Annotated in this window: 22 protein-coding genes and 1 other RNA gene; 8 read left to right on the forward strand and 15 right to left on the reverse strand. The window is 56.3% G+C overall.

The features are described 5' to 3' along the window. Nucleotides 1-109: 109 nt before the first annotated feature. Complete coding sequence (locus ETAA8_RS23940; protein WP_145094425.1) at nucleotides 110-1,903, reverse strand: polymorphic toxin-type HINT domain-containing protein; 1,794 nt, start codon at nucleotides 1,901-1,903, stop codon at nucleotides 110-112. Between the two features lie 286 nt (nucleotides 1,904-2,189). Here ETAA8_RS23940 and ETAA8_RS23945 point away from each other — a divergent pair, with 286 nt between their 5' ends. Beyond that, the gene (locus tag ETAA8_RS23945) at nucleotides 2,190-2,609 is read left to right on the forward strand and encodes a hypothetical protein (RefSeq protein WP_145094428.1); all 420 of its coding nucleotides are present in this window, start codon (nucleotides 2,190-2,192) and stop codon (nucleotides 2,607-2,609) included. A gap of 132 nt (nucleotides 2,610-2,741) precedes the next feature. Here ETAA8_RS23945 and ETAA8_RS23950 read toward each other — a convergent pair whose 3' ends face one another. The 5 genes from ETAA8_RS23950 to ETAA8_RS23970 form a co-directional block, all read right to left on the reverse strand. Beyond that, nucleotides 2,742-3,839 carry a WD40 repeat domain-containing protein gene (locus tag ETAA8_RS23950; RefSeq protein WP_145094431.1) on the reverse strand — a complete coding sequence of 366 codons (1,098 nt, stop codon included), beginning with the start codon at nucleotides 3,837-3,839 and terminating at the stop codon, nucleotides 2,742-2,744. 218 nt (nucleotides 3,840-4,057) lie between these two features. Beyond that, a complete protein-coding gene (locus ETAA8_RS23955) occupies nucleotides 4,058-4,978 on the reverse strand; it encodes an SHD1 domain-containing protein (protein ID WP_145094434.1) in 921 nt (306 codons plus the stop codon). 198 nt (nucleotides 4,979-5,176) lie between these two features. Further along, a complete protein-coding gene (locus tag ETAA8_RS23960; RefSeq protein WP_202921236.1) occupies nucleotides 5,177-5,407 on the reverse strand; it encodes a hypothetical protein in 231 nt (76 codons plus the stop codon). 500 nt (nucleotides 5,408-5,907) lie between these two features. Beyond that, nucleotides 5,908-6,387 (reverse strand): hypothetical protein, encoded by a 480-nt coding sequence (locus ETAA8_RS23965; RefSeq protein WP_145094440.1) that lies wholly within the window; start codon nucleotides 6,385-6,387, stop codon nucleotides 5,908-5,910. A 588-nt stretch (nucleotides 6,388-6,975) separates the two neighbouring features. After that, the gene (locus tag ETAA8_RS23970) at nucleotides 6,976-8,232 is read right to left on the reverse strand and encodes a S1C family serine protease (protein WP_238397553.1); all 1,257 of its coding nucleotides are present in this window, start codon (nucleotides 8,230-8,232) and stop codon (nucleotides 6,976-6,978) included. Nucleotides 8,233-8,492: 260 nt separating this feature from the next. Between ETAA8_RS23970 and rnpB the strand changes: the two genes are divergently transcribed. Then, an RNA gene (gene rnpB / locus ETAA8_RS23975) (RNase P RNA component class A) lies at nucleotides 8,493-8,970 on the forward strand. 162 nt (nucleotides 8,971-9,132) lie between these two features. On the opposite strand, the gene ETAA8_RS23980 is transcribed toward rnpB, so the two are convergent. After that, nucleotides 9,133-9,552, reverse strand: coding sequence for a toxin-antitoxin system HicB family antitoxin (locus ETAA8_RS23980; RefSeq protein WP_145094445.1), 420 nt, complete (start codon nucleotides 9,550-9,552; stop codon nucleotides 9,133-9,135). Between the two features lie 831 nt (nucleotides 9,553-10,383). Between ETAA8_RS23980 and csrA the strand changes: the two genes are divergently transcribed. Further along, nucleotides 10,384-10,602 carry a carbon storage regulator CsrA gene (gene csrA / locus ETAA8_RS23985; RefSeq protein WP_145094448.1) on the forward strand — a complete coding sequence of 73 codons (219 nt, stop codon included), beginning with the start codon at nucleotides 10,384-10,386 and terminating at the stop codon, nucleotides 10,600-10,602. 124 nt (nucleotides 10,603-10,726) lie between these two features. Further along, on the forward strand, nucleotides 10,727-12,088 hold the full coding sequence (locus tag ETAA8_RS23990) for a sulfatase (protein ID WP_145094451.1): 1,362 nt from the start codon (nucleotides 10,727-10,729) through the stop codon (nucleotides 12,086-12,088). Here ETAA8_RS23990 and ETAA8_RS23995 read toward each other — a convergent pair whose 3' ends face one another. Then, on the reverse strand, nucleotides 12,089-14,551 hold the full coding sequence (locus ETAA8_RS23995; RefSeq protein ID WP_145094454.1) for a DUF4159 domain-containing protein: 2,463 nt from the start codon (nucleotides 14,549-14,551) through the stop codon (nucleotides 12,089-12,091). Between the two features lie 266 nt (nucleotides 14,552-14,817). On the opposite strand from ETAA8_RS23995, the gene ETAA8_RS24000 reads away from it, so the two are divergent. Beyond that, complete coding sequence (locus ETAA8_RS24000) at nucleotides 14,818-15,834, forward strand: AAA family ATPase (protein WP_145094457.1); 1,017 nt, start codon at nucleotides 14,818-14,820, stop codon at nucleotides 15,832-15,834. A gap of 74 nt (nucleotides 15,835-15,908) precedes the next feature. Further along, nucleotides 15,909-16,769 carry a methylenetetrahydrofolate reductase [NAD(P)H] gene (metF, locus tag ETAA8_RS24005; RefSeq protein WP_145094460.1) on the forward strand — a complete coding sequence of 287 codons (861 nt, stop codon included), beginning with the start codon at nucleotides 15,909-15,911 and terminating at the stop codon, nucleotides 16,767-16,769. Nucleotides 16,770-16,796: 27 nt separating this feature from the next. Here the strand turns inward: metF and dnaB are convergent, their stop codons facing one another. The 7 genes from dnaB to ETAA8_RS24040 form a co-directional block, all read right to left on the reverse strand. Further along, nucleotides 16,797-18,245, reverse strand: coding sequence for a replicative DNA helicase (gene dnaB / locus ETAA8_RS24010; RefSeq protein WP_145094463.1), 1,449 nt, complete (start codon nucleotides 18,243-18,245; stop codon nucleotides 16,797-16,799). Between the two features lie 273 nt (nucleotides 18,246-18,518). Next, complete coding sequence (rplI, locus tag ETAA8_RS24015; RefSeq protein WP_145094466.1) at nucleotides 18,519-19,118, reverse strand: 50S ribosomal protein L9; 600 nt, start codon at nucleotides 19,116-19,118, stop codon at nucleotides 18,519-18,521. Between the two features lie 90 nt (nucleotides 19,119-19,208). Beyond that, complete coding sequence (ssb, locus tag ETAA8_RS24020) at nucleotides 19,209-19,724, reverse strand: single-stranded DNA-binding protein (protein ID WP_145094469.1); 516 nt, start codon at nucleotides 19,722-19,724, stop codon at nucleotides 19,209-19,211. Between the two features lie 101 nt (nucleotides 19,725-19,825). Continuing rightward, complete coding sequence (gene rpsF, locus ETAA8_RS24025) at nucleotides 19,826-20,251, reverse strand: 30S ribosomal protein S6 (RefSeq protein ID WP_238397554.1); 426 nt, start codon at nucleotides 20,249-20,251, stop codon at nucleotides 19,826-19,828. A 97-nt stretch (nucleotides 20,252-20,348) separates the two neighbouring features. Next, nucleotides 20,349-20,912 carry an aminoacyl-tRNA hydrolase gene (gene pth, locus ETAA8_RS24030; protein ID WP_145094475.1) on the reverse strand — a complete coding sequence of 188 codons (564 nt, stop codon included), beginning with the start codon at nucleotides 20,910-20,912 and terminating at the stop codon, nucleotides 20,349-20,351. A gap of 53 nt (nucleotides 20,913-20,965) precedes the next feature. Next, nucleotides 20,966-21,589: a 50S ribosomal protein L25 gene (locus tag ETAA8_RS24035; protein ID WP_145094478.1), complete on the reverse strand. Its 624-nt coding sequence runs from the start codon at nucleotides 21,587-21,589 to the stop codon at nucleotides 20,966-20,968. Nucleotides 21,590-22,008: 419 nt separating this feature from the next. After that, nucleotides 22,009-22,806, reverse strand: a complete 798-nt coding sequence (locus ETAA8_RS24040) for a dioxygenase family protein (protein WP_145094481.1) — start codon at nucleotides 22,804-22,806, stop codon at nucleotides 22,009-22,011. Between the two features lie 245 nt (nucleotides 22,807-23,051). Here ETAA8_RS24040 and ETAA8_RS24045 point away from each other — a divergent pair, with 245 nt between their 5' ends. Beyond that, the gene (locus tag ETAA8_RS24045; protein ID WP_238397555.1) at nucleotides 23,052-24,947 is read left to right on the forward strand and encodes an FAD-dependent oxidoreductase; all 1,896 of its coding nucleotides are present in this window, start codon (nucleotides 23,052-23,054) and stop codon (nucleotides 24,945-24,947) included. A 140-nt stretch (nucleotides 24,948-25,087) separates the two neighbouring features. Then, nucleotides 25,088-26,059, forward strand: a complete 972-nt coding sequence (locus ETAA8_RS24050) for a polysaccharide deacetylase family protein (protein ID WP_145094484.1) — start codon at nucleotides 25,088-25,090, stop codon at nucleotides 26,057-26,059. Nucleotides 26,060-26,064: the final 5 nt, after the last annotated feature.

Here is a 26,064-nt window from a genome sequence, read left to right on the forward strand (position 1 = left end):
CGCCACCGACAAGGTCACGCGAGCCCTGAAGCTCGCGTGATTACTTGCCGGTGTTGACTTTCCGTAGCAACTGGCAGGAGTTTTGATCTGGCAGGGGTTCGCCCAGCAATTAATCCGCTTGCAGACCGGGAACGATGGCGCGAGTTACCCGCCGTACCGTATTGTCGTGCGACAGGATCTTCTGCTCGCCCACGAAGTAAGTATTGAAATCGGCCACGACGAGATTGTAAGTGACGGCAGTCTGACCGGGAGCAACGCTGGTTACGCGGGCCGGGCCATCGGCTGTGTGCAGCACCATGCCGGGGCGCAACTTGCGAGCCCGCAGCCAACCTTCGCCCGAGACCCAGAAGAGATGTCCGCCGCTGGTCTCGAACGTTTCGTTACCGACTTCAATGCGAACGAGTTGGCCTTCTGGACGAACGGTGGTGCGGATGACCGGCTTGTAGGTCAACTCGCCCGATTCCACATCGCGCGAGAGGACCAAATCGCCTGCCCGCATCTGCTCGATAGCAACCTTTCCTTGCTCGGTCCAAACTGGAGTACCGGCGAGCAAACAATCTTGCGCGCCTCCGCCGGGGACCGGGTCTGGATCGGGATCGGCCACCGTGACATTGCGCGAGAGTTGAATCGTATCGACGGGCTTCGAACCGACGAAGAAAACTTCGTTCTCGTTATTCCACCAGGCCCACCATTCGTCCGGAACGGCAGGCAACTTGGCACCCGTCGCCTGGGTCAATACCCACGCAATTCTGTCGTTCAGCGCGCGAGTCGTTTGGTTCTGACGTTCTGCTGCGCGCTCTAAGGCTTGCGCGGTGGCCGAGGCTTCGATCATTGCCACCGCAGCAGCATCGCGGCCCGAACCGCCCGTGTTCTGGCGACGATACTCAGTATCGAGGATCAGACGTTCTTGCTTCTCTGCGCCTTCGCGAAGAAATTCATGGCGATAGCCAATTCGCCCACTCGGGAGAGAAACCATGGCGACCTGCGAAACAACTGGCGTGTACATCGACGACACCAGCAGCGGAATGAAGCGATCGGGCTCGGCGGTTTTCAGTTTCTCGGCGGCAGCCTGGCGAACTCGCAACGACGGCGAAAACACGGCATGTCGCGCGAGCGCTGCCGTTGCCGCGGGATCGGTCATCTGCGCGGTGATTTCAACCACCAGCAGTTCATAGGTTTCACCCTTCGCGCCGACAATCGCTTGCAGCGTGGGAAGAGCACCAGGATCGTGAATCTGCTTTAGCTGATCGACCGCGTACTTGCGCTTGCCTTGATCGGCCGATGACAACTGCCCGGCATACCTGGTGATGACGGGAGTCCACTTGGCAGTGGCCACGCGGACGGCCTCGTCGCGCTGTTCCTGCTTCAAGCGATCTTCGCGGCTGATCCACTCCCGCCCGCTGCGGGTGAAGCCAAGACGTTGTCGCGCACTAGGATGATCGGGAGACAACTCGCAGACGCGGAGCAAGTGAACCCGTTCTTGTTCTTTCAGCAGGTGCTTGTTGCACCAATCGGCCAGTTCCAGTTGATCTGCCACCGTACTGCCTGCTTCGCCGCGACGCTTTTCATATTGAGCGAGTAGCGCCTGACGACGGGCGTCGAGCTTGTCGCCTGCCTTGGTCCATTCGCCAGTGGGCGATTTGACATACCCTTGGTGCCACCGGGCGGGAGCAAAGTCCGGGGCAGTTGAAGTCGCCTTGGAGAGCAACGTTTGCCGATCGCCATCGAGGCCATAGACCTCGCGTTGCAGTGCTTCGCGCACGGCATTTTCGGCGGACTTTTCCGCGGCAGCGCCGCCCGTATCGACAGCCTTCGCGGAACCAGCTGCGATGAAGACCCACGCAGCGACAAAAGAGGGAACAAATCTCAAACCAAAAGCCGACCGCCACGCGTGAGCGCTCATCGGTGCCTCTCCAAAATAGCCCCTGTCCCAAGAAAAGAGTTGCTGGCGGGCACAACAGCGTGACAGCGACGAACGTCACTGGGCAGTTCACAGCTGGCCTCATGTGCGGACCGACAACGTCTTGGTTATAAGCAGCGTCGTTTCGAGATGCAAATAAAATGCGGGTTCTAGCGAAATAGGCGGGGCCCCAAGTCTGGCTCGTGAAAATTGTTGCGTTGTCGAGCGAACTTCGCCCTACAATGCCCGTTGAATTCGTGTTCTGTCCAACTTTGGCAAGGAGATTGAGATGGGATCGCGCTTTCTACTTCTCTTGTCGGCTGCCGTCATTTCTTTCGCAGCAACTTCCACGACTCAAGCGCTAGCTGAGTCCATCGATGGCCGCGTCGTCGTCGTCGACTTTCCGTTCGAAGACTTCCACTTGGAATGGGTCGAAAGCAAAGGAAGCTTCTCCATCCACGTGAAAGCCAAGAGTGTCTACGTTTCCGGCCACAAGTTTTACGTCGGCGATGGCACGGTCGCCGTCAGACTCGAATCGGACAACCGCCGCGGGATAGTATTCCAAGGGCAAACCGAGCTCGACCACGGCTACAAGTTCAAGAAGGGAGAAATCATTACTCTTCTGCCCGGCTACAAGCAGGCTGCCGATCTGAAACCCGGCGATACGTACCTGATCCTGCCGCTGGTATTCAAGGAAGCGAAGAAGTAGCGGCAGCGCGCGGGAAGCAACCGCTCATTCCGGCAGAGAAGTGGTAAATCCTTGATCTGTGAATTCGCCACGCAGTAGGGCGTCCCCCTTGGGATAACGCATAATTCGAGGAGGGACTGTCAAGTCGGCAAACTATGCTGGGGTGACCTTGGGGGTGGCTTTGTCGAGCACATTATCGACAAGGCCAATTTGGATATTCGAAGGTGCGCTAAAATATTTACTGGACTTCCACAGGGGGTCAGTCGTGCCCGTCAAACAGAGGGTTATCTCGGCATTCAAGGGAGTGACCGTGACTCTTTCAATCGACGGAAAGATACGGCCTCGATCAAGTTCGTAGGCAACTTCTACCGGATTGCCGGGACTGATGTTGACCGCCAACGTGTAGTGCGTCTGGTTTCCTTCCAGGACTGGTATCCACCCTTTCTTCTCGCATAGCTTCTTCAAGTTTTGCTTGATCGCCCGGGTTTCGGTTTCTGATACCGCCCCTTCAACCGAAAAACCGACAAAACTGCCCGGCCTGACCCGCAAGAACATGTCGCGTTCCGCCGACTTGGCAAATTCAAACATCTTTTCGTCCGGCACGGCGGAAGCGATGATCTCGGTACTTTTACGATTCATCGCATATTGCCGCCCACGGGAGGACGCAAAGGAATTGGGGTGAGTTAGCCGGCAAAGCATGAACTCGCGATCGTAGTCGAACACCAGTCGATTCTGGAAGACAACCGTGTTCCTGGAGCCAAACTGGAGCCCTTGTTCTGCCCCCGGGAAATCCATTCCGCCAATGTGCTTAGCGCACTTACCATCGGTGAGAGTGAAGATCCACAAGTCTCTAGAGCCAGTGAGCGCGAGCCTGGCTCCATCTTCACTAAAGCAAAGTCCACTGAAATGTGGATAGGACGGATCTGCCGCGGGGATCGAAATCGTCGTCAGAATATCGCCCGTTGCCGGATTGAGTACAAAAATGGATTTGTCTACTGCAAGCGATACATACTTACCCCCTGGGCTAATTGCCCAGGCAGCAGAGTACGATGCTACATCCAGCGACGCGATGAGCTGGGACGTGTTCATGTTCCAGAAGGTCATTCGACCGCTGGCGGCGGCCACGGCGATCGCTCCCGCGAGTCGTACTTTTGTGAGCTTGGAATCGGTTGGTTTGGCCGCCAGACTGAGGTGCTTCAAAAGTTCCAATCCGTTTTTCTGAATGCGCCAAAGCTCGAGCGTTTCGGCCAATAGGCCTGCGTCATTGATCGCGACTTTGCAGGTCGCTAGAAACTGGCCACTCGAATCGATCGATTCGAACCTGCGATCGCGGAAGCTCTCGTGCTCGTGAAACTCCAAGGGAGGCAGATAGCGACCACTTTTCAGATCAATCCGATCGACCCAACGCCGCTTCTGGCTAAAAGCGCCACTCGTTGCAGCCAGCCAGGCAAGGCCGTTCGCAGCATCAATCAACATCGTTCCGATGGAAGGGGAATGCGAGATGTACCCTTGCCGCGTTTCAGCAATGGATAGGAGCTCGCTTGCAGGGCGGGGGCAGTCCTGATCGGATCGGGCGATAATGCAACAAAGGTCGTGGGCGTTAATCGAATCTTTTTTGCGGCAGAAGCGTTGACATGGACTGCGGAAGCCAATTTCTCTGGGATCGTCAAAACAGCTTCTTCGTCTGGAATTTCTGGAACAGGCTCAGGCATCGGCGGGACTGTAGACGCAGTCGATGGAGAAGTAGAAGGAACAGGAGATTGTGAGGGTGGCGCTGAAGTCGACGGTTTTGGTGCAGATGGGACGTCAACGGCGACTGGATTCGTTTTGTTCCCATCTATTAAGTACTCTTCAAAAGGATTGTTAGCGGGTGCGTTTGCGGCTCGCGTTTCTTCCTTCGTTGCCGCCTTTGAGAAGGCGACAGCCAGATTTTGGTCATCCGTCGAAAGCCTGTCGAAAGGGAGAGCGATGACTTTCCCGTCGTTTTTTTTCAATTGAACCTGGCCATCAGCGAGGCTGAGAAAAGCAGCTTCGACTTTAAATTTGCCGGTGGAGTCGGTCCAGGTTCGCTTGCCGCCGACGGCAACGGGCGCAGCAGCCGGCGGTTCAGCGACGGGCTTATTCTCGCGAGAGACGGCGTTGGGATGCCAGCGCACAAAATTACGCCGGAATGCCTTACGGCTGTCATCTTCAAAACGGACTTTGATCAAGCCGACCGGCGTGAACTCGACGAACTCCGCGTCTTTCATTCTGCCTTCGTCATAGACCTGCAACAGATCGCCCGGCCGCAGATCGGGACGTCCACCCGTGGATTTGTTTTGCCCAAATAGAGTTGAGCAAGAGATCAAAAGCAGGACAAAGCTGAGCGAGATGATCGAGCGGTTGGACATGACATGAGCTCAGGGTTCATGTGGATGGACGCTCAGCAAAAATGATGTTTAGTAAAGCGCCTGCTGAAAATTCTAACGAGCAAGAATGCAGTTGTCTGCTCGAAGATTGAGAATGCATTTCGGGCCGCGACAGAATGTCGCGTAAAGGAAAATCCTATACATCATTCGCATTCAAAGTATTTCGCATCCGATTGCGATTTACCGTGCGAGTTTCGCTTGGGCCGCCAGTAGCTGCAGGGCTTGCTGAGGATCGTCACCGAGGCGCCAAAGTGTGGAAATGAGTGGGCGATGAGTTACCGGCAGGATCTCCGCCGCACCGAGTGGCAGATCAAGGGTGGCGGCAGTTGGAGTGTGCGATTGTTGCATGATGACTGCCTTCGCCAACTCTCCCGCCAGGGGCATGTCGCCGCCAAGACGGTCGTCGTCCAACACCACAGCCCAGCCAACGCGAGGGCTGGTGCAAGTATGCGGAGCACAAAATTCACTGGACTCGGCTCATCCGTATCGACCCACACGACCACAGCGGTCAGCGAACCAACGACGAGGGCAAGTACGCTCAACACGCAAACCCATTGACGAACCGCTGGCGATCCCATCCCGAATCCTTTTTTTAGCGTTCTGTCACGACGCGCTGAAGATCTGCAATCAGGGTACCGACACTCAGTTTCGCCGCCTTTCAGGAAACCCGAAGCGTGAGCGAGGCGCGTGCGGATCGCGGTTAAGAGCCGTCACGACCGCTAGACCATTCGCTATTCCCCTCGCTATGCCGCGCTCCGCGTCGTCCCAACGCATTTTGTGAGACTTGCACTTCTATACCGCTCGCTCGCCTTCCTCGCTCACGCTTTGGGTTACCTAAAGAGGTGCCAGCGTGTATGTATACAGCACAGTCAGCCAACGATACTTACCGGGAAGTTATTAATCGCAAGAGCTTAGTTTGTCTCTTTTTTTCGTTTTTCGAGAGCGTCTTTTACCGCCTCTTTCGCGCCCTCGACCGTCCCCTTCACAAAGCCCTTGGCCGCCTTGGTAGCGGTTTCTTCAACGCTATTCTTGATGTTGTTGACGACGCCATTGAAATTGGCCGACATCCGTTCGGCAACAAGATCATCCTCCGTAAAGTAACGACGATCGGGGCCAGCCGAACGAACCGTGATGACTTCTGCGACACCTCCCTGCGAATAGTTCACCATGAGGAGCGTGTTCCAGGGATCGGTCTCGCGGACGTCTTTTTCATCGACGCGCACATACACTCCCGCCTTGTCGGTCTTTTGATCCAACTCTTGCGCTAGTCGTTCCACTTGCGTCTGAGCAAGTGCCGCTCTCCGCGGTTCGTTTTTAGCGCAACCAGCCAAGACGAAAGAAGTCAAGATCAGAGCCGAAAGGCGCAAGTGCCAGCCTGCGGATTGAATCATTGGAAACACTCCTTGGAACTCTGTGGAAAGGATCGTCAATCATTCTTTGCTTCGCCCGGGCACTTCTTGCTGGCCAGATCGAGACGGGGCGAAACCAATTCAGCTAGGGAGCAAACGACTACTGAGGATGATCGCGATGGAAATTCTAACGACGAGGAATACCAGTGTCTGCACAATGTTCTCGATTGACTGTCATGTCGCGCTAGATTGTGGCGCAAAGAAAAAATCCCTGGATCTTTTGCCTGCATGTTGCCGAGTCAGCGATGGCGATTCAGCTTTAATTAAAAAAGTATCGAAAATATCTGCCGGTTGTGACCAGAGGTGTCACGGCGCAAGCCTCTAATGGCTGATGGATTGCGTTGGCAATTTGGTGGAGTCGAAACTGCAGCAACTGCGTTAAGTGGTGCTGTGCAGTGTACGAAGATTGACGTAAGTCGATTGAACCACCAACAGGGGGGTATTGATAAACCCCACCCTCGATTTGTAGATTCTGCGGGTTTAACGTCGATTCGCAGGAGAGTTTATCAACAAACAGGATGAAAAAGCGAATTCAGTTAAGCTGACTTACGTCAAAACGAATGAGAATATCTACTCGCCGGCGCTGAGGATAATCGGGACGTCGATTCTGCGATCGCTACGAACGACGGTGAGGATCGCTTGCTCGCCAGGCAGGTGGCGTTCGATCAAGCCGAGAAACTCGTCGGCAGTAACGACTTTTTCGCCGTCGACAGCGACGATCATGTCGGCACTGGTCCGATCGATGGAGCGCTCTTCGTAAGTGAAGGGACCGCGGCGCTTTTGCTCGCGAACAATCCGAAAGCCACGCAGGCCAGCGCGTTCAGCAGGGCCACCGGTAGCAAGAGTGGCAATGACGAGGCCTTTGTCAGTTTGGTAGACGCGAGTAATGCCGGTATCAGGGCGGGTCACTTTGCCGCTGGTAATTAGTTGCGTGACGACGCGGCCGAGCGTGTCGGCGGGAATCGCGAAACCGACGCCAGTGTTTTCGCCCGTGCTGCTGGCAATGGCGGTGTTCATGCCGATCAGGCGGCCGCGGCTATCGAGCAGCGGGCCGCCGGAGTTGCCGCGATTGAGCGCGGCATCGATCTGAATGATCGATTTCATCGTCCGTCCACTCTTCGACGGCAACGAGCGATTCAAGCTGGAGATGATGCCGGTGGTCATCGTTCGTTCGAGCCCAAACGGATTACCGATGGCAAAGATCAACTGGCCGACTTTCAATTTGGATGAGTCGCCGAAGTCGACGGGAATTAGCGAATCGGGCGGGGCGGTGATCTTCAGGACGGCGATATCGTTCGGGACATCGCTGCCGATGAGTTTTGCCGGGTACGTTTCGCCATCGTAGAGCGTGACCTTGATTTCGGTCGCCCCTTCGATGACGTGATTGTTGGTGAGGATGTGTCCTTGCTTGTCGAGAATCGAACCGCTGCCCGTCCCTTCAGTTGGGACTTCGAGGAAGATCAATTCGGCCCGAGCGCTTTTGGTGGTGATATGGACGACGTTGCGATTGCACTTTTCGTAGACGGCGATATTCACGCGTTCTTCGGGAGTCAGGTCCGCGAGCGGATCATCGGCGACAATGACGCGCGGCGGATTGCCGAGCGGTTGATTCAACGGCTGACCACTGGGTTGACCAAGAACCGGAGGAGTCAGTGTCGGCACGCGCGGCTGTCCAGCGGGAGCAAACCGACCGCCGGGTGGTGGCGGCAAACCGGGAATGCCTTCTTGAGCGGTAGCGAGCGAACGGAGAGCCGGATGTTGCCAGGCGGTAGCAGCGGCAGCTCCGAAAAGCATAGCGACAACAGCGACAATCCAGTGACGGTACATGAGCAAACTCCGAGAGGCGAGATGACAACTGGCATTTTTACCGCGGATGAGAGGAAAGGGGAAAGGCAGAATTGGAATGCAGAAGGAAGAAGTCAGAATGCAAAAGGCAAAGACCGGAATTGCAGATGCCCAATAGATGCACTTGCGAGACGCCCCGACCCTTTTTCATTCTGCATTCTGACTTCTACGTTCTGCTTTCCGCTAGCAGAACCGCGACTGTCTCCTTGCACGGCTAAGTGCTAAGCTTAACTGCGGTCTCGATAGCAGGCTGGACGGTCGTCGGCTGCTGCAAGGCAGCGGGAGGAAAGTCCGGGCTCCACAGGACAGAATGGTCGATAACGTCGACCGGCCGCAAGGCTCGGGAAAGTGCAACAGAAAGCAAACCGCCGCGGTGGGGTTTTTCTGCGTCCCTTCTTTTCGGAGAAGGCGCATGCAGCACGAGCCCCCGTCACAACCTCCGCGGTAAGGGTGAAACGGTGCGGTAAGAGCGCACCAGCAGACAGGGCGACCTGCCTGGCTTGGCAAACCCCATTCGGAGCAAGGCCAAACAGAGAGTACGTGCGGGCCTGAGTCGGCAACGATTCAAGCCGCGGCGCGCGGGCCGGTCCGGCCTGGCCAATTCTCGGGTAGGCTGCTTGAGGCGGCGAGCAATCGCCGTCCTAGATAAATGACCGTCGGTGGCGTGAAGCCCTCGGGAACACGCCGCGACAGAACCCGGCTTATAAGCCTGCTATCGAGACCTATTTTCTTTGCCCGGTTTTACGGCGCGCGACCAAGCTAGTCCAGGCGACCTGGGCAATCTTCGCTAGCAGTGCAGCGGCCGTTTTTTGCCGCGCGCAGCTGCCTCAGCGGCGCTGGACAGTTGGCCGCTGAAACAGATTTGCGTGCTAGCTCAACTGGTTACTCGGAAACAACCAACTGCTCATCAATGACTTGCAGCAGCTTGGAAATACAGAGTTGATTCATGCTGGTCTTGCGATCGTGAGCTTCAGCCCGGAGGGATTCGTGCAAGCTCTTGGGCAAGCGGACGGTGATCACGCGGGTCGGTTCTTTGCCATCCGATTGAGCGCCCGAGCGTTCGCGCAGCTTGGCAACCATCGCTTGAATTTCGGCGTACTCAGCTGTCTTCTCAAATTCGGCCAGATCTTCAGGAGTGGTGAAGAGCTTGCGAACGAGACCGTCAACACCCAAGACTTCACGAAAGAACGTGACCCAATCGGGTTGCTGTTGGAACATCGTGTCTGCAATCCGGGTAGCGGTCTGCAGACGCTCTTCGGGGGTCGCGGGAGTGAGAGTAGGGGTAGCGGTGGTCGTTTCCATTGCCGGCTCCTTCCATTCGAACAATAAACAGGGATTCAGTCATAAACGGCGCGACCAATCAAGTCGCGGTTTGACCCAACCATACAAGTCGCGTCAAGGTCAGCACCAATGTCATTGCAATGCTTGCACTTACGAACACTGGCGGCAAATGCTTAAAATCTGACAGGCCTGCCCGAATCGCGAGCAGCACGCCTCCTGCACAAAAGTTGTGCAGGGCGTTTTTTCTCATTGTCCCAAGTGTCCACTTGGGGCGAGACTGGTTTTTCTAAAGTTTCAAGCTGGGTAAGCCGAAAACCGGCCCATTCATGCCTGCAGCCAGCTAATACCAGCCTGAGCCCAATTTGCTCAATAGCAATTTGCTGGCGCAAGTTAGCCAGCTGAGTTATGGGGATTACTTAGCGGTCGAGAGAGCTGCAATCTCAGCGGCGGGCTCATTCTTCGGGACCGCTGGATGTTGAATCCTCTGACCCAGCCAGTGCGAGGCGCGATCGGTCCTGTTGATGGAGGGATCGCGGGGCTGGCGCGTGTAAAGAAAGGAAGTCCGGGTTGGTCTCCGACCATCTGCCCCCTTCCTGATATCCGGCTGACTCATAGGCTGGTCTCCGACCAAGCGGTTAACAGATCAATAGTTGCTAGCGACGTAGGCGCGGCGATTGAAGGTTCGGCTTGCTCTGCCGTCACTGCAAACCTTACGCAGTGTTAGATGGCGTGGTTCGGCATTTTGTCGCACTGTTTTTTGCCGTTACCGCTTACCCAGACCGGGACTGCGCCTAGAATTGCCTAACTCAGCAGTCAAGCTCGACCGCTGAGATTTACCCCTTAGGTGAACCAATGCTGGTGCTGTCTCGCAAACGTGACGAACGGATCCTGATCGGCGATAGTATCGTCGTCACCATCGTCGACATCCGAGGGGATAAAGTCCGCATCGGGATCGAGGCCCCGTCTGACGTGGCGGTGCACCGGGAGGAAGTTCTGTTGGCACTTCAACAGCATGCGGCCCAAGCAGCGGCCGCCCAAAATTCTTCGCCTGCCAAGCCCAACAATCCGTAAGGCTGTCGCATCTAGGTTCTGTCCCGATCAGCTGTCAACAGCAGTCTTCGTTGGCGTCGTCCGCACGCCAGCTTGTTTCTATTCATCCGCGGTTGATTCGCCGTTCTTGCCGGAGAAAATCCGTATGTACCGAAGTCTTTGGACCGCAGCTTGGTCTCTCGTCGCCATCGCGATTGGAGTAGCGTCAGTCGCGCTCACCCACGCTGCCGATAAACCAAACATTTTGATCTTCTACGCCGATGATCTGGGCTATGGTGAGCTCGGCTGCCAGGGAAATTCTGAGATCCCAACACCGCACATCGATTCCATCGCTAAGAGCGGACTCCGCTTCACCCAAGGGTATGTTGCCGCCACCTACTGCAGTCCCTCTCGCGCGGGTTTGATGACCGGCCGCTATCCCACGCGGTTCGGCCATGAATTCAACAGTTCGCACAATGCCGTTGGCCTGGCAGCAAAAGAAACCACGATCGCAGATCGGTTGAAAGCAGTCGGCTATGCCACCGCGGCTATCGGTAAGTGGCACTTGGGGCACCAGCCCGAGAATCGGCCGACGAAGCGTGGTTTTGACGAGTTCTATGGCACGCTCGCTAACACGCCGTTCTATCATCCGACCAATTTCGTCGACTCACGCGTAAGCGACGAAGTGCGGGCAATTGAAGACAAAGAGTTCTACACCACTGACAAGTACGCCGAACGGGCTGTGGATTGGATTGAAAGAAACAAAGCCAAACCTTGGTTTCTCTATCTCCCTTTCAACGCCCAACACGCTCCACTGCAAGCTCCGCAAAAGTACCTCGATCGCTTTCCGAACATCGCCGATGAAAAACGCAAGATCTTCGCGGCGATGCTTTCTTCGATGGACGATGCCGTCGGCCAAGTGCTGGCGAAGGTTCGCGAACTAAAGCAAGAAGAGAATACACTGATCTTCTACATCGCCGACAATGGCGGCCCGACACAGGGTACAACCTCGAAGAACGATCCTCTCCGCGGTTTCAAAATGACGACCTTCGAAGGTGGACCGCGCGTCCCCTTCATCGCCCAGTGGAAAGGGAAGCTGCCGGCCGGCAAGACTTACGATCTGCCGGTAGTAAATTTGGATGTGCTGCCAACGGCCTTGGCGGTTGCGGGTGCGCCCGTCGATTCGACTGCCAAGCTCGATGGCGTAAATCTGATGCCCTACCTCACAGGCGAAAACAAAGCTCGGCCGCACGAGACGCTCTATTGGCGGTTTGGGCCGCAGTGGGCAGTGCGCCACGGCGATCTGAAGTTAGTTGTCTCGCGTGGCGGCAGTGGCGAACCCGAACTCTATGATCTTGCCATCGACATCAGTGAATCGAAAGACCTCGCCAAATCGCAGCCTGAAAAGGTGAAGGAATTACGAGCGTTGTACGAGACCTGGAGTGCCGAACAAGCACCACCGAGTGCGCCGGATGCTCCTGCCAAAAAGGGGCAGAAGAAGAAAAACAAAAACAAGCAGAAGCAATAGCTACTGCTGCAAGGCGTAGAGAATGATATTTGCGCCGATGCGAGCCGCGTCGGCCGATGTATAGCCTTTGCACTCGAGCGACGCTCCTTTTTCCAGTGCACAGCTAATGTCGTATGGCGAAAGGACGACGGCAATGCGGTCGTCTACTTCGAGAACTTCCAGCAGAGGCGTCGTCTTTACTAGCTTCGCGGAAAGGGGATCTTCCTCGCTACGAAACTGTGGATCGCGCAGCATGACGCTTCTGAGATTAAAGCCTTGAAACTCATCCGTTAGCAACGGATGCCCCGCCGGAACTCGATAGAACTTGGCATTGGGATAGATCAGTTGCAGCTCGGCCTTGAGTGACTGGGAAAACTCTGTGCTCGCGCAGATCGCATCAGCGAAAATGAAGCCGCCTCGATCCAAGTAGTCCTTCAGTGATTTTCGCTCAGCGCTGGAGAATTGAAAGCCACGGCGACCGTGCGTGAAGACAATCGGATAATCGAGCAGCTTGGGCTCGTTCGGGGCGAACTTGCGGCGCTCGTAGTCAATTTTGATCTGCAGTTGCTTATCAAGCACGGTGAGCAAATTCTGCAAGGCATTCGGTGCGTCATCGCTGCCACCACCGTGCGTTAGCTTGGGTATGACAAGCGAACCACGCGGAGATTTGCCGCCAGGCAAACTGATGGAAATCTGCGGGCGGTCTAGCTTCTCCTTCAGCTGTCGATTCGTCGCATAGGCCAAGATGTTGCCACCAATGCGTGAGACCTGTTCGATCTGATCTTTGACGACTTGAGGATAATCGAGTTCGCGATAGGGATGCGCTAGTTCCCAATAACACGACAAGCTGCGCGGGCAGTAGACAACGCCAGTACGGCAGCAAGAATCGAGTCCCCACAGCCAAAATTCCGGATCTTTCGGCAATTGCTGCGGCTGCACTCGCTGCTGGGCATACCAGACGGCATGATCGGGGGGCAACTTGCGGAGCGCGCTTTCGGGAAACATCTCTTTAAGCATTTGGCGAATATCGCGATCGAAAGCCGAACCATCACACCCATTGCCGTCGCATGCTTCGATAAACAGGAAGCCACCTTGGTTCACATACTCACGCAACATTTTCTTGTGCACGTCGCTGAGCTGCAAACTTTGTGAACCGCTGAGAAAAAGAACCGGCGCTTCGAGCAGGTCGGCAACAGTGGCATCTTTCAGGTCATATGTCTGCCAGGAAAGATCGCGGCGCCATTGTCGTTCCACTCGCCCCACCAGGTTCTGCAAACTGCGGCGATGGTGGTTCCAGTCGTTATTGGCAGTGCCAGTGTTCAACCGGGCAATCGCCACGGGTCTGCGTCCCTTCGCCAAAAACAGCAGCGCGAGTGGTGTGGCAATGAGTGGATCGCGTTCGATCTCCATGCCGGCCCAGTTCTTTGTTAGCGCGTCTTGTTGTTCGAGCAAAACCTGGCAACCTTCGCGATACCAGTCGTATTTTGGCGTTGCGAAAGCACCGGTATTGGGATTGAGTTGCGGCTTGCCATAGAAAAACCGCTGGCCCGACATCCGACCGACCCGCTCCATGCCATACAGATAGTAGTAGAGCCAACGATTGGCCTGTCCATCGTCGCCTGGGTTATTCCGCGCCGAAAAATTCCGACCCAGCCAATCGATGGCCCGTTCGACTTCGTCTTCTTGCGGTTCATTGCCGCAGCATTGAATTTGCTCGCCAACCACGCGCGACTCACCGTTCGCTAGCCGATCTCGCGCGATGATCAGCGATGAAATAGCCGCGCATGTCATGCTTCCCGACACACCGTTGTGATAGCCAAATGCGCCGCGACCTTTGTCATAGACGGGATTCTTCAGCCAATAGTCCTTGGCCAATTGCCAGGTGCGATCGGGAATCTTGACGCCGACGCGTTCGGCCTCGTGCAGGGCAAGCATCGCGAACTGAGTATTTGAGTTGTCCGCAATCCCTACACTGGGCATATATGACCAGCCCCCTTTGCTCTTGCCATCGGCAACCACCTGGTGCGCTTCGAGCCAACTGGCGAGGCCCGTAATCTTCAGCTTGTAACGGAGCGGATCGGCTTGGCAAAATGCCATTACGTGTAACGACGTGGCATACGTTGAACCGGGCGCAGGCTGGCTTTCGAGAAAGTCGAGAGCTGCCTTCACATGCGGTTCGTCGACGCGCTCGCCGCAATTAAGCAAGGCCAACGTAGTGAGTGCAGTCACCGCGCCCGGCTGTGCGAATGGACTTTCGAAATCGGCCCAACTCCCATTGGGTCGCTGCCTGCCATGCAAGTAGCCAACCCCAAAGCGAATCGCATCGTTGACGGTTGCTGGCGTAACTTCGCGATGGAGCGCAATGCCTGCCCCTTGTGCGAATACGGTCGCGGGGAACAACTGCTGAAGGCAAAGCGCAACAATTAGCAGTGTGATCCAGCGCGCTGGCGACAGTCCATCGACGATCCGGTAGGGGCCGGTCATGCGGATTCTCCTGGCTGTCGAACGAATTCTGGCTGTGCCGCACCCGAGTTGGGCCGGCCTTCGTCACGGCAGTCTTGTTATTTTACTACGGATTCGGCGGTTGAAAGGGCTGCTGTTGTAGCAATTTGCCGCCCGCCCTAGAATCGAGTGAGACGGTTCCTGGTGGCTGCCGATCTGGCCGGCCAAGGGGGCCCGCAATCATTCGGTCTCGTGAGACCGCCGAAAATGGATGCCGCGGAATCGCCACCGAGCGCAATCGAATCAACATGAGCGAAAAACCGAAGAGCCTGGGCGATATCCTGCAAGAATTCGCCAAGCACCGGCAGGTGATGCAGCAGGAACTGCAGCGCGTCATCGTGGGCCAGAATGAAGTCATCGAGCAGCTATTCGCGGCCATCTTTACGCGCGGCCACTGCCTGCTCGAAGGGGTGCCCGGGCTGGCCAAGACATTGATGGTCAGCACGCTAGCCAAGATCCTCGATGTCGGCTTTAAGCGGATTCAGTTCACACCTGACCTGATGCCCAGCGACATCACTGGCACTAATGTGCTTGAAGAAGACGAAAACGGCAAACGTAACTTCCGCTTTGTCGAAGGCCCTGTATTCACCAATATTCTCCTGGCCGACGAAATCAACCGCACGCCCCCCAAGACACAAGCCGCGCTGCTGCAGGCCATGCAGGAACGCGAAATCACAGTCGGTCGCACCACTTATAACTTGCCCGATCCATTCTTCACCATCGCCACACAAAACCCCATCGACCAGGAAGGAACGTATCCGCTGCCAGAAGCACAGCTGGATCGCTTTATGTTCAACATCAAGGTTGGCTATCCCTCCTCCGATGAAGAAGAAAAAATCCTCTCGTCGACCACGCGCCAAGAGAAGGTCGAAGTGCGACAGATCCTCAATGCCAAGCAGATCATCAACGTTCAAAAGCTGGTCGGTGCTGTCGCCGTTAGTGAGTTCATTGTGAAATATGCCGCCCGCCTAGTCCGGGCAACTCGCCCCAAGGACGAAACCGCCCCGGCGTTTATCAAAGAACTTGTCGACTGGGGTGCGGGGCCGCGAGCAGGGCAATTCCTCATCAACGGCGGCAAAGCGATCGCCGCGATGGAAGGACGCTTCAGCGTTGCCATCGACGACATTCGCAAAATCGCCGTGCCCGTATTGCGGCACCGCATCAGCACTAACTTTCAGGCCCAGGCAGAAGGAATGACCAATGAAGACGTTATTCTGCGACTCCTTAAAGAAGTGCCTGAACCTGAGATTAAAAAGTTCGTCTGAGCTAAAATAGCGCCGTGTAAACTGTGGCCCTCAGTGAGGCCGCGAAGATTGAGCCTTCAAGATTATCGAACCCAATGACGTTTTACCCTCCCGGCAAATTCACACTCTCGTTTGAGTTGTTCCCTCCGAAGACCAGTACAGCGGAAGCAGCGATGTACGACAACGTCGAACATCTGATGGCTTTCCGCCCCGACGTCATTACTTGCACTTATGGCGCGGGGGGCAGCACGCAGCAAAAGACGCTCGAGATTACGAGCGAAGTGAAACGCCGGTTTGGTGTCCGCGTGGCTTCACATCTGACTTGCGTCGGTGCGACGGTCAACCAACTCCGAGAATACCTGCAAATTGCCGGTGACCGCGGCGTCGATAACATCGTCGCTCTCCGTGGCGATCCACCCAAGGGCGAGACATCGTTCACTCCAGTCGAAGGTGGCTTACGCTATGCCAATGAATTGCTGTCGCTAATCAAGGCCGACTTTCCGCAGTACGGTGTGGCCGTGGCCGGCTACCCAGAAACGCATCAGGAAGCGCCCAGCTTCGAAGTCGATCTGCAAAACCTGCAACGAAAAGTAGCTGCCGGTGCAGATGTGGTGATTACTCAGTTGTTCTACGACAATGCCGACTTCTTTCGCTTTCGCGACGCGTGCGGGCAACTGGGAATTAAAGTTCCGATCATCCCCGGAATTCTGCCGGTGACCAATCTCGGCCAGATTCAGCGGATCACTTCGCTCTGTAAAGCAAAGTTGCCAGCCGAGTTCATCGCAAAATTGGGCGAGAAAGACTCGCCCGAATGGCAGTTCGATGTCGGCGTCGAGTTCGCCACTCGTCAGGTGCAGGAGTTGATCGACAGCGGCATCCCCGGCGTTCACTTCTATGTGCTCAACAAGTCGCCGGCCACTTCGGCCGTCTTGCAGGCCGTGAAATACGCATCGTAGTCACGGCTTGGTTGCTCATACCCTCGCTCAAAACCCTGCTTGCGGATCGTCAGCAGATGCATCGTTATAAGTATCGAACTCGCGCAAGCGCTCTGGCGTGGGATCTTGAAACCGCGTGAACTCCTTGTGCCATTCAAGGTTCACATCCCCCACCGGGCCATTACGCTGTTTGGCGATGATGATCTGTGCTTGACCCGCTAGCCGGTCACGTTCTTCACCGCGCAGGTAGTATTCTTCGCGATGCACGAACATCACCACGTCGGCATCTTGCTCGATGGCTCCTGATTCGCGCAAGTGGCTCAAACGCGGAATGTTGTCCTTGCCCATTTCTGTCTGGCGATTCAACTGTGCCAGGCACATGACGGGCACCTTCAATTCGCGGGCGAGCCCCTTCAAACGACGGGCAATTTTCGCGACTTGTTCTTGCCGCGGATCTTTGGCATTATCCGGCTCAATCAACTGCAAATAGTCGATGACCACGAGTCCCAGCGATCCGTGCCGGCGTTTGATCCGCCGAGCGGCAGCTGCGATTTCAGAAACGGTTCGACCGGGAGAATCATCGACAAACAGGGGAGCCTTGGCGACTTCTGCCGCTTTCTCAACAAGTCTCAACCGATCCTCTTGCGACACAGTGCCATTGCGCAAGCGATAGCCATTCACACGTGCCACCGAGCAAAGCAAGCGGTCGGCCAATTCGATCGACGACATTTCGAGGCTGACAAACAACGTGGGGACATTTTGCCCGAGAGAAACGTTCTCGGCCACGTTCATCGCGAATGCTGTTTTGCCCATTGAGGGACGAGCAGCGAGAATCACAAGTTCGCCGTTGTGTACGCCACCGGTCTTCGAATCGAGTTCGCGAAAGCCGTAGTCTCCGCCGCCAGCCGAGTGGGTTCCCATCATCACGGCTTCGAGCCGATCCATCGCGTCGTGCAAGATGTCTTTGATCGGGCGAACGGCATTGTCGCTCCGATTGTCGAGGATCGAAAAGATTTTCTGTTCTGCCTGGCCCAGCAAATGCGCCGCTTCCTGCGACTCGTCGTAGGCCTCGCGGAGGATCTCGGTCGACGCGGTAATCAGCGAACGATAGGTCGCCTTCTCGCGCACAATATCGGCGTAATAAGTCGCATGTGCCGCGTTGGGAACCGCGTTGATGATCTTGCTCAAATAGGCGCTTCCGCCGATGGCGTCATAATCGCCGGCTGTCTTCAAGCGATCGACAAGCAGCGTCGGATCAATTTTTTTGTTCGACTCATGCAAGCTGCACATGTGCTCGAACAGCTTGACGTGGGCATCGTCATAGAAGTCGCTCGGCCGAATGATCATGATCACATCGTCGAGCACATCGGGCAGCAGCACGATGCTACCGAGCACGCCGATTTCGGCCTGCAGGTCGAAAGGGGGCTGCCGTTGCAGCAGTTCGCCTTGCGTCTCTTTCTTTTGCCGCGGCTTATCCGTCCGCTGAACCGATGACATCTGTTACCTCCGTGCAGTAGGTCATGCCCGCCGGGCGTGACCTTAGTGTTGCAGTTTGAGCTGGAAACTGCGTACCGCGTATTCAAGCTGATAAGCAGCGCGACGAGCCATGTGCTTTTGGAGGTCACTTCCAGCGGAAGTGACCTACCCGCTGATTGTACCGCGCGCAATCGCTGCCAAACCAAACGCTGACGAAAAAAGGCCCACGCACTGTGATGCATGAGCCTTCTTAGCTTGCTTGTCGCCGGGGAAAACTTGTCGGCGTATCTCTCGTTATTTCTTCTCGGTCTTGGCGGGCTTAGCAGCCTTGTCAGCGGCAGCTGGCTTCGCGGCCTTCTCGGGAGCTGGCTCGTTGACCACCGTTGGCACGACCCACACCTTGAGTTCGGCGTTGATGTCGTGGTGCAAGTGAATTTTGACCGTATACAAACCGAGTTCCTTCAGCGGGCCGTCCAGGCGAACCTGATCGGCCGTGATGTGGAAGTGCGCCTGCTTGAGCGAAGCGGCGATATCGTTGGCATTCACGCTGCCGTACAGATGGCCTTCTTCGTTGGCATTGGCTTCGATGGTGATGCTTTGCTTGGCAATCGCATCGGCCAATTGACGCAGCGTGGCCAGCCGTGCCTTTTCGATTTCTTGCAGCTTGGCCTTGTGCTTTTCGACCATCCGCTTGTGATGGTTCGTGGCGACGGTGGCCAGCCCTTGTGGCAACAGGTAATTGAGAGCGTAACCGCGCTTCACATGCACGATATCGCCTTGCTTGCCGAGGTGATCGACCGATTGAATCAGCAGCAGTTGCACCGTGTGATGCGGACCGCGGGGCAGCTCTTGAAAACTGCCGCGAGCGGCGAGAGCACTTTTGGTGGCGGACATTTTCTCAATTCCTCTAGGTTTTGATATTTGCGGTGCAGCGGAAGGATTCGCCTCAGCTGCCGTTCAGTTCGGTTATTTTTTCGTAGTCAATTAAAACGGAATGTCGTCAGCGGGCTGCGGAGGAGGGGACGATTGACGTCCGCCACCACCACGACTGGGCGGGGGAGCCGACATCGACTCACCACCATATTCAGATTCATCAAACGAGGGGCCTTCGTCGCCGCCGCCTCGATAGCCCCCACCACCTCCACCACCACCGCGAGGTCCACCCTTGGCACCACCATTGGGAATCATTTGCATCTTCTCGCAAATAACTCGCATCTTCGATCGCTTCTGGCCATCTTTTTCCCACTGGTCGAGCTTCAAACGCCCTTCGACCAGAATAGGTGAGCCCTTGCCCAGATATTCGCCAGCGACTTCGGCAGTTCGACCCCACAGGGTGACATCGACAAACGTGGTCTCTTCGATCCACTGGCCGCCTTGGTCTTTGCGGCGATCATTCACCGCGATCCCAATTTCAGCGACTGCCATACCACTCTGCAGGTACTTGATTTCGATATCGCGCGTGAGGTTACCCAGCAAGATTACACGGTTAAAACTGGCCACGGCGAGTTACTCCTAATCGGCGGCGAAAACAAACCCTAACTGCACAAACGTCAACTACAGTGTAAGGAGTTTGCCCTCGCGCCGGCAAGCACGAGAGAGAGCTAGTTCAGCTCGCCCACTTCTTCCAGGTCTGGCATTTCGATGTGGCGTTCTGGCGCACCGACGGTCGGCTCGGGAGCACGCGGACGCAAGCCACCCTTGGCATGTTCGACCAGCGCGTCGACGAGGCGGGGGTCAACATGCAACGTCAGCGAGCGGACAACCGTCTCATTGATTCGCAGATCGCGGTTAAATTCCACCAAACGACTACCGTCCAGGCGGAAATAAGTGAGCCAGTACGTCCCCTTCTTGTGGCCATCGATTGGGTAGGCCAACTTCTGGTCATTCCACAAGCGGCTGACGAGAACTTCGCCACCCAACTTGCCGACGAGGGCCGCAATCTGGCCGCCCACCTTCGTGGCGTCTTGTGCATATTTGTTCGAATCGTAAATGACCATGCACTCGTAAACGCTTTGCTTCTGTGCCAAGTGACTCTCCCTCGCTGAAACGGACCTAGTTGACGTTTGTTTGAATAATGTCTTCATCGCCCCCGCCTCGACAGCAGGGGGGCATGTTTTCGTAATTTCACGCAGCGTTGTACTGGTTCATGCAGTAACTCAGGCCTTTTTCGACCCAAGCTTCCGCACTTTCGGCTGCTCTCACGATGCTCTCGTCCGCAGCAGACTGTTCATCCGGTGCAAATCTGCCCAGCACATAACCCGGAACATCGCGCCCCGGAGCAGGTGCCCCGATACCAATTCGCAGGCGAGGGATTTCATCACTCCCTAGCCGACGAATCACATCGTCCAAACCTTTTTGCCCCCCCGACGATCCCTTGCCTCGAAATCGCAACTTGCCCAGTGGCAGTGCAAAGTCGTCGCAGATGACCAGGATATCGGGATGCTCGATCTTATAAAAATCTCTTGCCGCCAGGACACTTGCCCCGCTGCCATTCATATAGGTGAGTGGCAACAGCAACAGTGATCGCTGACCGGCAATCGTTGCTTCGTACAGTTCGCCTTGAAACTTCGCTTTCGCTGGACCGCTCGACCGCGTGGCAATCAACTTTGCGAGTGTCGCAAAACCGACATTGTGCCTTGTGCCCGTGTATTGCTTGCCAGGATTCCCCAGGCCGACGATCAGTTTCATCCTCGCCGGCCCTGCTGATTCGCTCATCGACCAACCACTTATCAGGCAGCCGATTACTCGGCAGCTTCGTCGCCCGTCTTTTCCTTGCGGATCAGTTCCGGCTCGACACTCGCCTCGGCAGCAGCCAATTCTTCTTCTGTCTTGGCGGCAATGCACGAAACGATGACCAGGTGAGGATCGGTCGTCAGCTTGGCACCCTCCGGCAGCGCGATGTCGCTGGCGTGAATGCTCTTGCCCAAGTGCAGGTTGTTAATATTGGCAAACAACTTGTCGGGAATGGCAATGGCCGGGCATTCGATGTGGAGTTCGTGCAGCACGAACTGCAACACACCACCTTCGGAAAGGCCCGGAGCAGTACCCTTCAGCTCGACAGCCACGGTGGTCTCGACGAGTTCCTTTTCCGACACGCGGATCAGGTCGACGTGAATAATGTCTTTCGAGTACGTGTCCCACTGCACTTCACGCAGTAGAGCCGTCTCGGTGATATCGCCACTCAGCTTGACGAGCTTGCCACCGTGCTTGATGACAGCGTTCAACTGGGCGACCGGAACCGACAGCGGAGCGTTGGCTTCGCCGTGACCGTAAAGGATGGCGGGAACCAAGCCCGTGGTGCGCAACCGACGAGTTTCGGCGGTGCCCAACTTTTCGCGTTTCGTAACGACCAGCGTATCTGACATGTCCGCTCATTCCTTCCGGCAAACAAAAACGACTTATTTCCCTAGCTATATTGCTCTTAGGGATGATTGTTCTTTAGGCGAGAAACCCCCTATTGTGCCAAAAAACAGCGGGTTCGCAAGGGCATCCAAGCGAGAAATCCGAAAGGTTTTTGAAGATGATATGTCGGCTGGAAAACGCCCAGAAATTCGCCCGACAAACGACTCAGCTAGCCCATATCAACTGCTTCAGAGTCGGCACGCGACTCGATGTAAGTTTTCTGACGCGAATTGGCTTTCCGCCCTACTTGTTGAATTAATCGGCGACTTTTTCAACAGCAGACACCGTATCTCTCGGGCCCGACGCGCCGGAGTGTTGAAAAAGTCCGGACTTATTCAACACTCCCCGAAAGAGCGTATTCGCAACTTAAGCCGCCTTTTGACTAGGGTCGACGTGGCGGGCCTTCACCGGCTGGACCAGGTCCACCTGGGCCGCCAGGCCCCCTGCCTCCCGGGCCACGTCCACCACCTCCGGGTCCGCCGCGCATGCCACCTGCTTTAGCCACGCCAGCCTGAACAGTTCCTGGTGCCGGATCTTCAGCATTCTTGCCCAGCACGACATCGAAGTTCGCAGCCAACTCGCCGATTTTGGAGTTTTTTACCGGCTGGAACGGAACCAGCACCGACTTGGCTTGGTCACCCAAGTTGCGGAGGATTCCGTCTCGCTCGTTCCCCGGGTGACCATCGACAAACAACTGCGTCGTAAGCACTCGCTTCCCATTTCGACTGATACCGACGTGAATATGCGGCGTGCGACCCGGATAAGGCACCGGCTTGATCGTGCGGAAGTAGTACTCCCCTTTACTGTTCGTCAAAAAGCGGCCGTAGCCCTGAAAGTTCTTGTCGCGTTTGTCGGCGTTACTCGTTCCCGCGTGCAAGTATGCGCCGTGATGATCGACCTGCCAGATTTCAACAAAGGCATTCACGATCGGTTCGCCATTCAGGTCCAAAATCTTACCGGTCAGGTGTGTTACCTCACCCACCGCTGGAGTAATCGCATCGTTTAGCAACAGCAGGTCGTTGTCCGTATCGAGCGGCAACTTATCGGGATAGAACGGCCCCTCGGTCATCGCCGGCGTTTGCGACAGCATCTCCGCATACAGGCCCGGCGTGGTAAACATCGCCGCGGTGAAGGCCGACTGAGCCAGAAAGTTACGGCGAGAAAAACTGCTTCGCAACATAGCCGCCACTCCGAACAGAAAAGAATAGAAGTCGAATCGAGCGTGCCCTTGCCACACTCAACCCTCTCAACGTACCAGAGTGCCGGACCAGCGCACAGCAAAGTTTCGTTTGCGGGGATTACGCAACTGCACCCCCACTTATCCCTTTAGTGCGTCATGCTCAACACCCTGTCACACATATCAGCACGACAACGCGCGCGACTATAATCGCCGGCATGCCTTTCCTTCTCTCCCGTTGCCACTGTATGCCAATCACCATGACGAATATCAGCTTCTCATCCGTGGTTCAACACTTACGACAAACGGCAATTGTGCTGGCCAGCTTGCTCGCGATCTTCACTCCGGCAAGAGCTGCTCATGCTGCAGAAATGGTCGACGTTCTCGTCTACGGCGCTACGCCGGGTGGAATTGCTGCAGCTATTGCGGCGGCGAAGGGAGGGAGCACGGTCGCTTTGATTGAACCGACACCGCGGATTGGTGGCCTGGTGACATCCGGGCTGTCGCACACCGACTTTCGCACGTTCGAAGGGCTAAATGGGACATTTCTCGATTTCGCTCGCCGCGTAGAAGCGCACTACGTCAAAGAGAACGGTGCGGACTCCGCTCAGGTTCGCGAATCGTTTCGCGGCACGTTCGGCGAACCGAAGGTTAATCTCGCGATCTTCGAGGCGATGCTGGTCGAGCAGCCGAAGATCACTGTCGAACGCGGACTTCGGCTCGCGTCCGTCAAGCTCGACAAGTCAGGTGATCGCGCTCGTGTTGAATCCGCGACCTTCACCAAATCGGTCGGCACGCCCGGCAGCACACAGCAGAGCGAGTTTCAGGCAAAGGTCTTTATCGACGGCACCTACGAAGGCGACTTGATGGCCATGGCTGGCGCGCCGTGGCGAGTCGGCCGCGAAGGGAAAGCGGAATACAACGAGTCCCTCGCGCCAGACGAAGCAGACGACCAACTGCAAGCCTACAACTTCCGCTGGATCATGACGCGCGATCCCAAGAATCGCGTCACGCCAACCGCTCCCGCCGGTTATCGCCGCGAAGATTTTGTCGAAGTGCTTAAGGTGCTCGAAACGGGGAGCATCAAGAAGATCTTTGCTTACCCCAGCGGCTGCATCTTCAAAGCTCAGCTTCCGCCGCTGCCGAACGGCAAGTTCGATATCAACGATGTCTCCAACGGCCTGATTCGCCTTTCGCTTCCCGGCAAGAACCTCGCTTGGCCTAATGGCGACGCTGCTGCGCGGGCCGCGGTCTTTCAGGAGCACGTGCGCGATCAGGTCGGCCTCCTTTACTTTCTGCAGAACGATCCCGAAGTTCCCGCCAAGTTCCGCGACGAAGCTCGCGAGTGGGGCTGGTGCCGGGACGAATTCGAAGCCAGCGGGCACATGCCGCCGCAACTTTACGTGCGCGAAGCGCGGCGTTTGAAGGGCGTGCATATCTACACGCAGCAAGACAGCGCCCAAGCACCCGGCGATGCGCGGGCGGTGCTCCATCGCCAGGCCATCGCGATGGGCGATTACGGCAACAACTGCCACGGCACCTTGCACCCCGGCCCACGATTTGGTGGCAAGCACACGGGCGAGTTTTATAACGCGGTTCCTCCTTACCAGGTTCCGTACGGTGTCATCGTGCCGGCGATCGTGCAGAACCTGCTCGTGCCGGTGGCGGTCAGTTCGTCGCACGTCGGCTTCTGTGCGCTCCGTCTGGAGCCAATTTGGGCTTCGCTCGGGCAGGCAGCAGGTTACGCAGCAGCACACGCAGTGAAGAACAAGATCGCCGTGCAAGAAGTGCCTGTGCCCGAACTGCAACGACAATTGCATGCCGATCAATCCGCGACGATTTACGTGAGCGATGTTCTTCCCGGGCACGCCGACTTTGCCGCGGTGCAATGGTGGGGCTCAGCGGGCGGGCTGCATGGTTTGCAAGCTCCGTTTGCCAAACCCGGCCAGCGTGGCAAGAATATCAGCGGGCAATATTACGAAGCCTATCAGGGACACGCTGCTGAACTCGACAAGAAGCTGGAGCCCGCCCAACTCGAGCGCTGGCTGGCCATCGCAAAAGAACTTCGATTGCCGCTCGACAAACTGCCCGCTGCCACAGCGAGCCCAACGCGCGGCGACTTCATCCGCGCTGCTTGGAAGTAGAGCCGCGAATCATTGTAATTTCTGAGCCGGAAGCGTTAGCGCCCGGAGAGTATTTTCTCCGTCTTTTGCGAATAGAACTTTCCCGGCCCTGAAGCTTCCAGTTCCAACGACGGTAACCAGATTCAATCGAAAGTCCTCCCATGCGTCTGATTCTCTGCACCTTGAGTCTGCTGTTGTTTTCAACGCTCGTCCGCGCCGCTGAGACCGGCGAAACCAAAGTCGCTCAGTGGAACGATGACAAGCGGGCTCCCTTCATCCTGATGTTCGACGACAGCATGCAAGGGCACGTGAAAACGGTCCTCCCCGAGTTGAAGCGGCGAAATCTCGTCGGCACGTTCTATATCAACGCCGGGTCCGGGCATTACAAGGCTCAGAAGGCTGCGTGGGAAAAAGCGTTCACCGAAGCGGGCATGGTCCTCGCGAATCACACCTTCACCCACAAGGGTGCCGCCGATGTGGCCGATCTTGAACAGGAGATCGTGAAGTGCAACGAGGTGCTCTACGCCATCGCCGAAGCCAACGGTCAGCCCAAGCCCACGCTTTTGTCTTTCGGTCGCCCCGGTGTGCCGCAGGGTAAATGGAATGTCACCGAAGAGGAACTAAAAACGCAGCTGAGGAAGTACAACCTGGTGCTGCGGCAGAATGTGCTCTTCGCCCAAATCCATTTGAAAGACGCAGCGGCGATGATTGCCCGTGTCGAAAAAGCCCTCGCGAGCGGCAAGACCGACGTCGTCGCGTTTCACGGCGTCGGTGGCGAATGGCTGAGCATCGACACGCCTTCGTTTCTCCAACTGCTCGACTTCATCGTCGAAAAACGCGATCAACTCTGGGTGACCGATCCGATCTCTATTCACAAGTACGAAACCGAGCGCGAATCAGCATCCGTCCGCACCCTGGAAGCAACCAAATCGCAGATCACACTTGAACTCACGACCAACGCCGACGCTGCCATCTACGATTCTCCGCTGACACTCATCACTCATGTTCCAGCCGATTGGAAGACCGTCCAAGTGACTCAAGGCAAGCACACGGCCAGTGTCATAGCAAAAGAGGGCAAGGTAGTATTCGACGCTCGGCCAGGGAAAGACACTGTTGTGTTGAAGAATAGGTGACCAGC

This window comes from Anatilimnocola aggregata (assembly GCF_007747655.1).
In the GTDB taxonomy this organism is placed as follows: domain Bacteria; phylum Planctomycetota; class Planctomycetia; order Pirellulales; family Pirellulaceae; genus Anatilimnocola; species Anatilimnocola aggregata.

Coding starts and splice junctions, on each gene's coding strand:
- ETAA8_RS23940 (WP_145094425.1), bottom strand. CDS start 1,903: ATGAGCGCTCACGCGTGGCGGTCGGCTTTTGGTTTGAGATTTGTTCCC.
- ETAA8_RS23945 (WP_145094428.1), top strand. CDS start 2,190: ATGGGATCGCGCTTTCTACTTCTCTTGTCGGCTGCCGTCATTTCTTTC.
- ETAA8_RS23955 (WP_145094434.1), bottom strand. CDS start 4,978: ATGTCCAACCGCTCGATCATCTCGCTCAGCTTTGTCCTGCTTTTGATC.
- ETAA8_RS23965 (WP_145094440.1), bottom strand. CDS start 6,387: ATGATTCAATCCGCAGGCTGGCACTTGCGCCTTTCGGCTCTGATCTTG.
- ETAA8_RS23970 (WP_238397553.1), bottom strand. CDS start 8,232: ATGTACCGTCACTGGATTGTCGCTGTTGTCGCTATGCTTTTCGGAGCT.
- ETAA8_RS23980 (WP_145094445.1), bottom strand. CDS start 9,552: ATGGAAACGACCACCGCTACCCCTACTCTCACTCCCGCGACCCCCGAA.
- csrA (WP_145094448.1), top strand. CDS start 10,384: ATGCTGGTGCTGTCTCGCAAACGTGACGAACGGATCCTGATCGGCGAT.
- ETAA8_RS23990 (WP_145094451.1), top strand. CDS start 10,727: ATGTACCGAAGTCTTTGGACCGCAGCTTGGTCTCTCGTCGCCATCGCG.
- ETAA8_RS23995 (WP_145094454.1), bottom strand. CDS start 14,551: ATGACCGGCCCCTACCGGATCGTCGATGGACTGTCGCCAGCGCGCTGG.
- ETAA8_RS24000 (WP_145094457.1), top strand. CDS start 14,818: ATGAGCGAAAAACCGAAGAGCCTGGGCGATATCCTGCAAGAATTCGCC.
- metF (WP_145094460.1), top strand. CDS start 15,909: ATGACGTTTTACCCTCCCGGCAAATTCACACTCTCGTTTGAGTTGTTC.
- dnaB (WP_145094463.1), bottom strand. CDS start 18,245: ATGTCATCGGTTCAGCGGACGGATAAGCCGCGGCAAAAGAAAGAGACG.
- rplI (WP_145094466.1), bottom strand. CDS start 19,118: ATGTCCGCCACCAAAAGTGCTCTCGCCGCTCGCGGCAGTTTTCAAGAG.
- pth (WP_145094475.1), bottom strand. CDS start 20,912: ATGAAACTGATCGTCGGCCTGGGGAATCCTGGCAAGCAATACACGGGC.
- ETAA8_RS24035 (WP_145094478.1), bottom strand. CDS start 21,589: ATGTCAGATACGCTGGTCGTTACGAAACGCGAAAAGTTGGGCACCGCC.
- ETAA8_RS24040 (WP_145094481.1), bottom strand. CDS start 22,806: ATGTTGCGAAGCAGTTTTTCTCGCCGTAACTTTCTGGCTCAGTCGGCC.
- ETAA8_RS24045 (WP_238397555.1), top strand. CDS start 23,052: ATGCCAATCACCATGACGAATATCAGCTTCTCATCCGTGGTTCAACAC.
- ETAA8_RS24050 (WP_145094484.1), top strand. CDS start 25,088: ATGCGTCTGATTCTCTGCACCTTGAGTCTGCTGTTGTTTTCAACGCTC.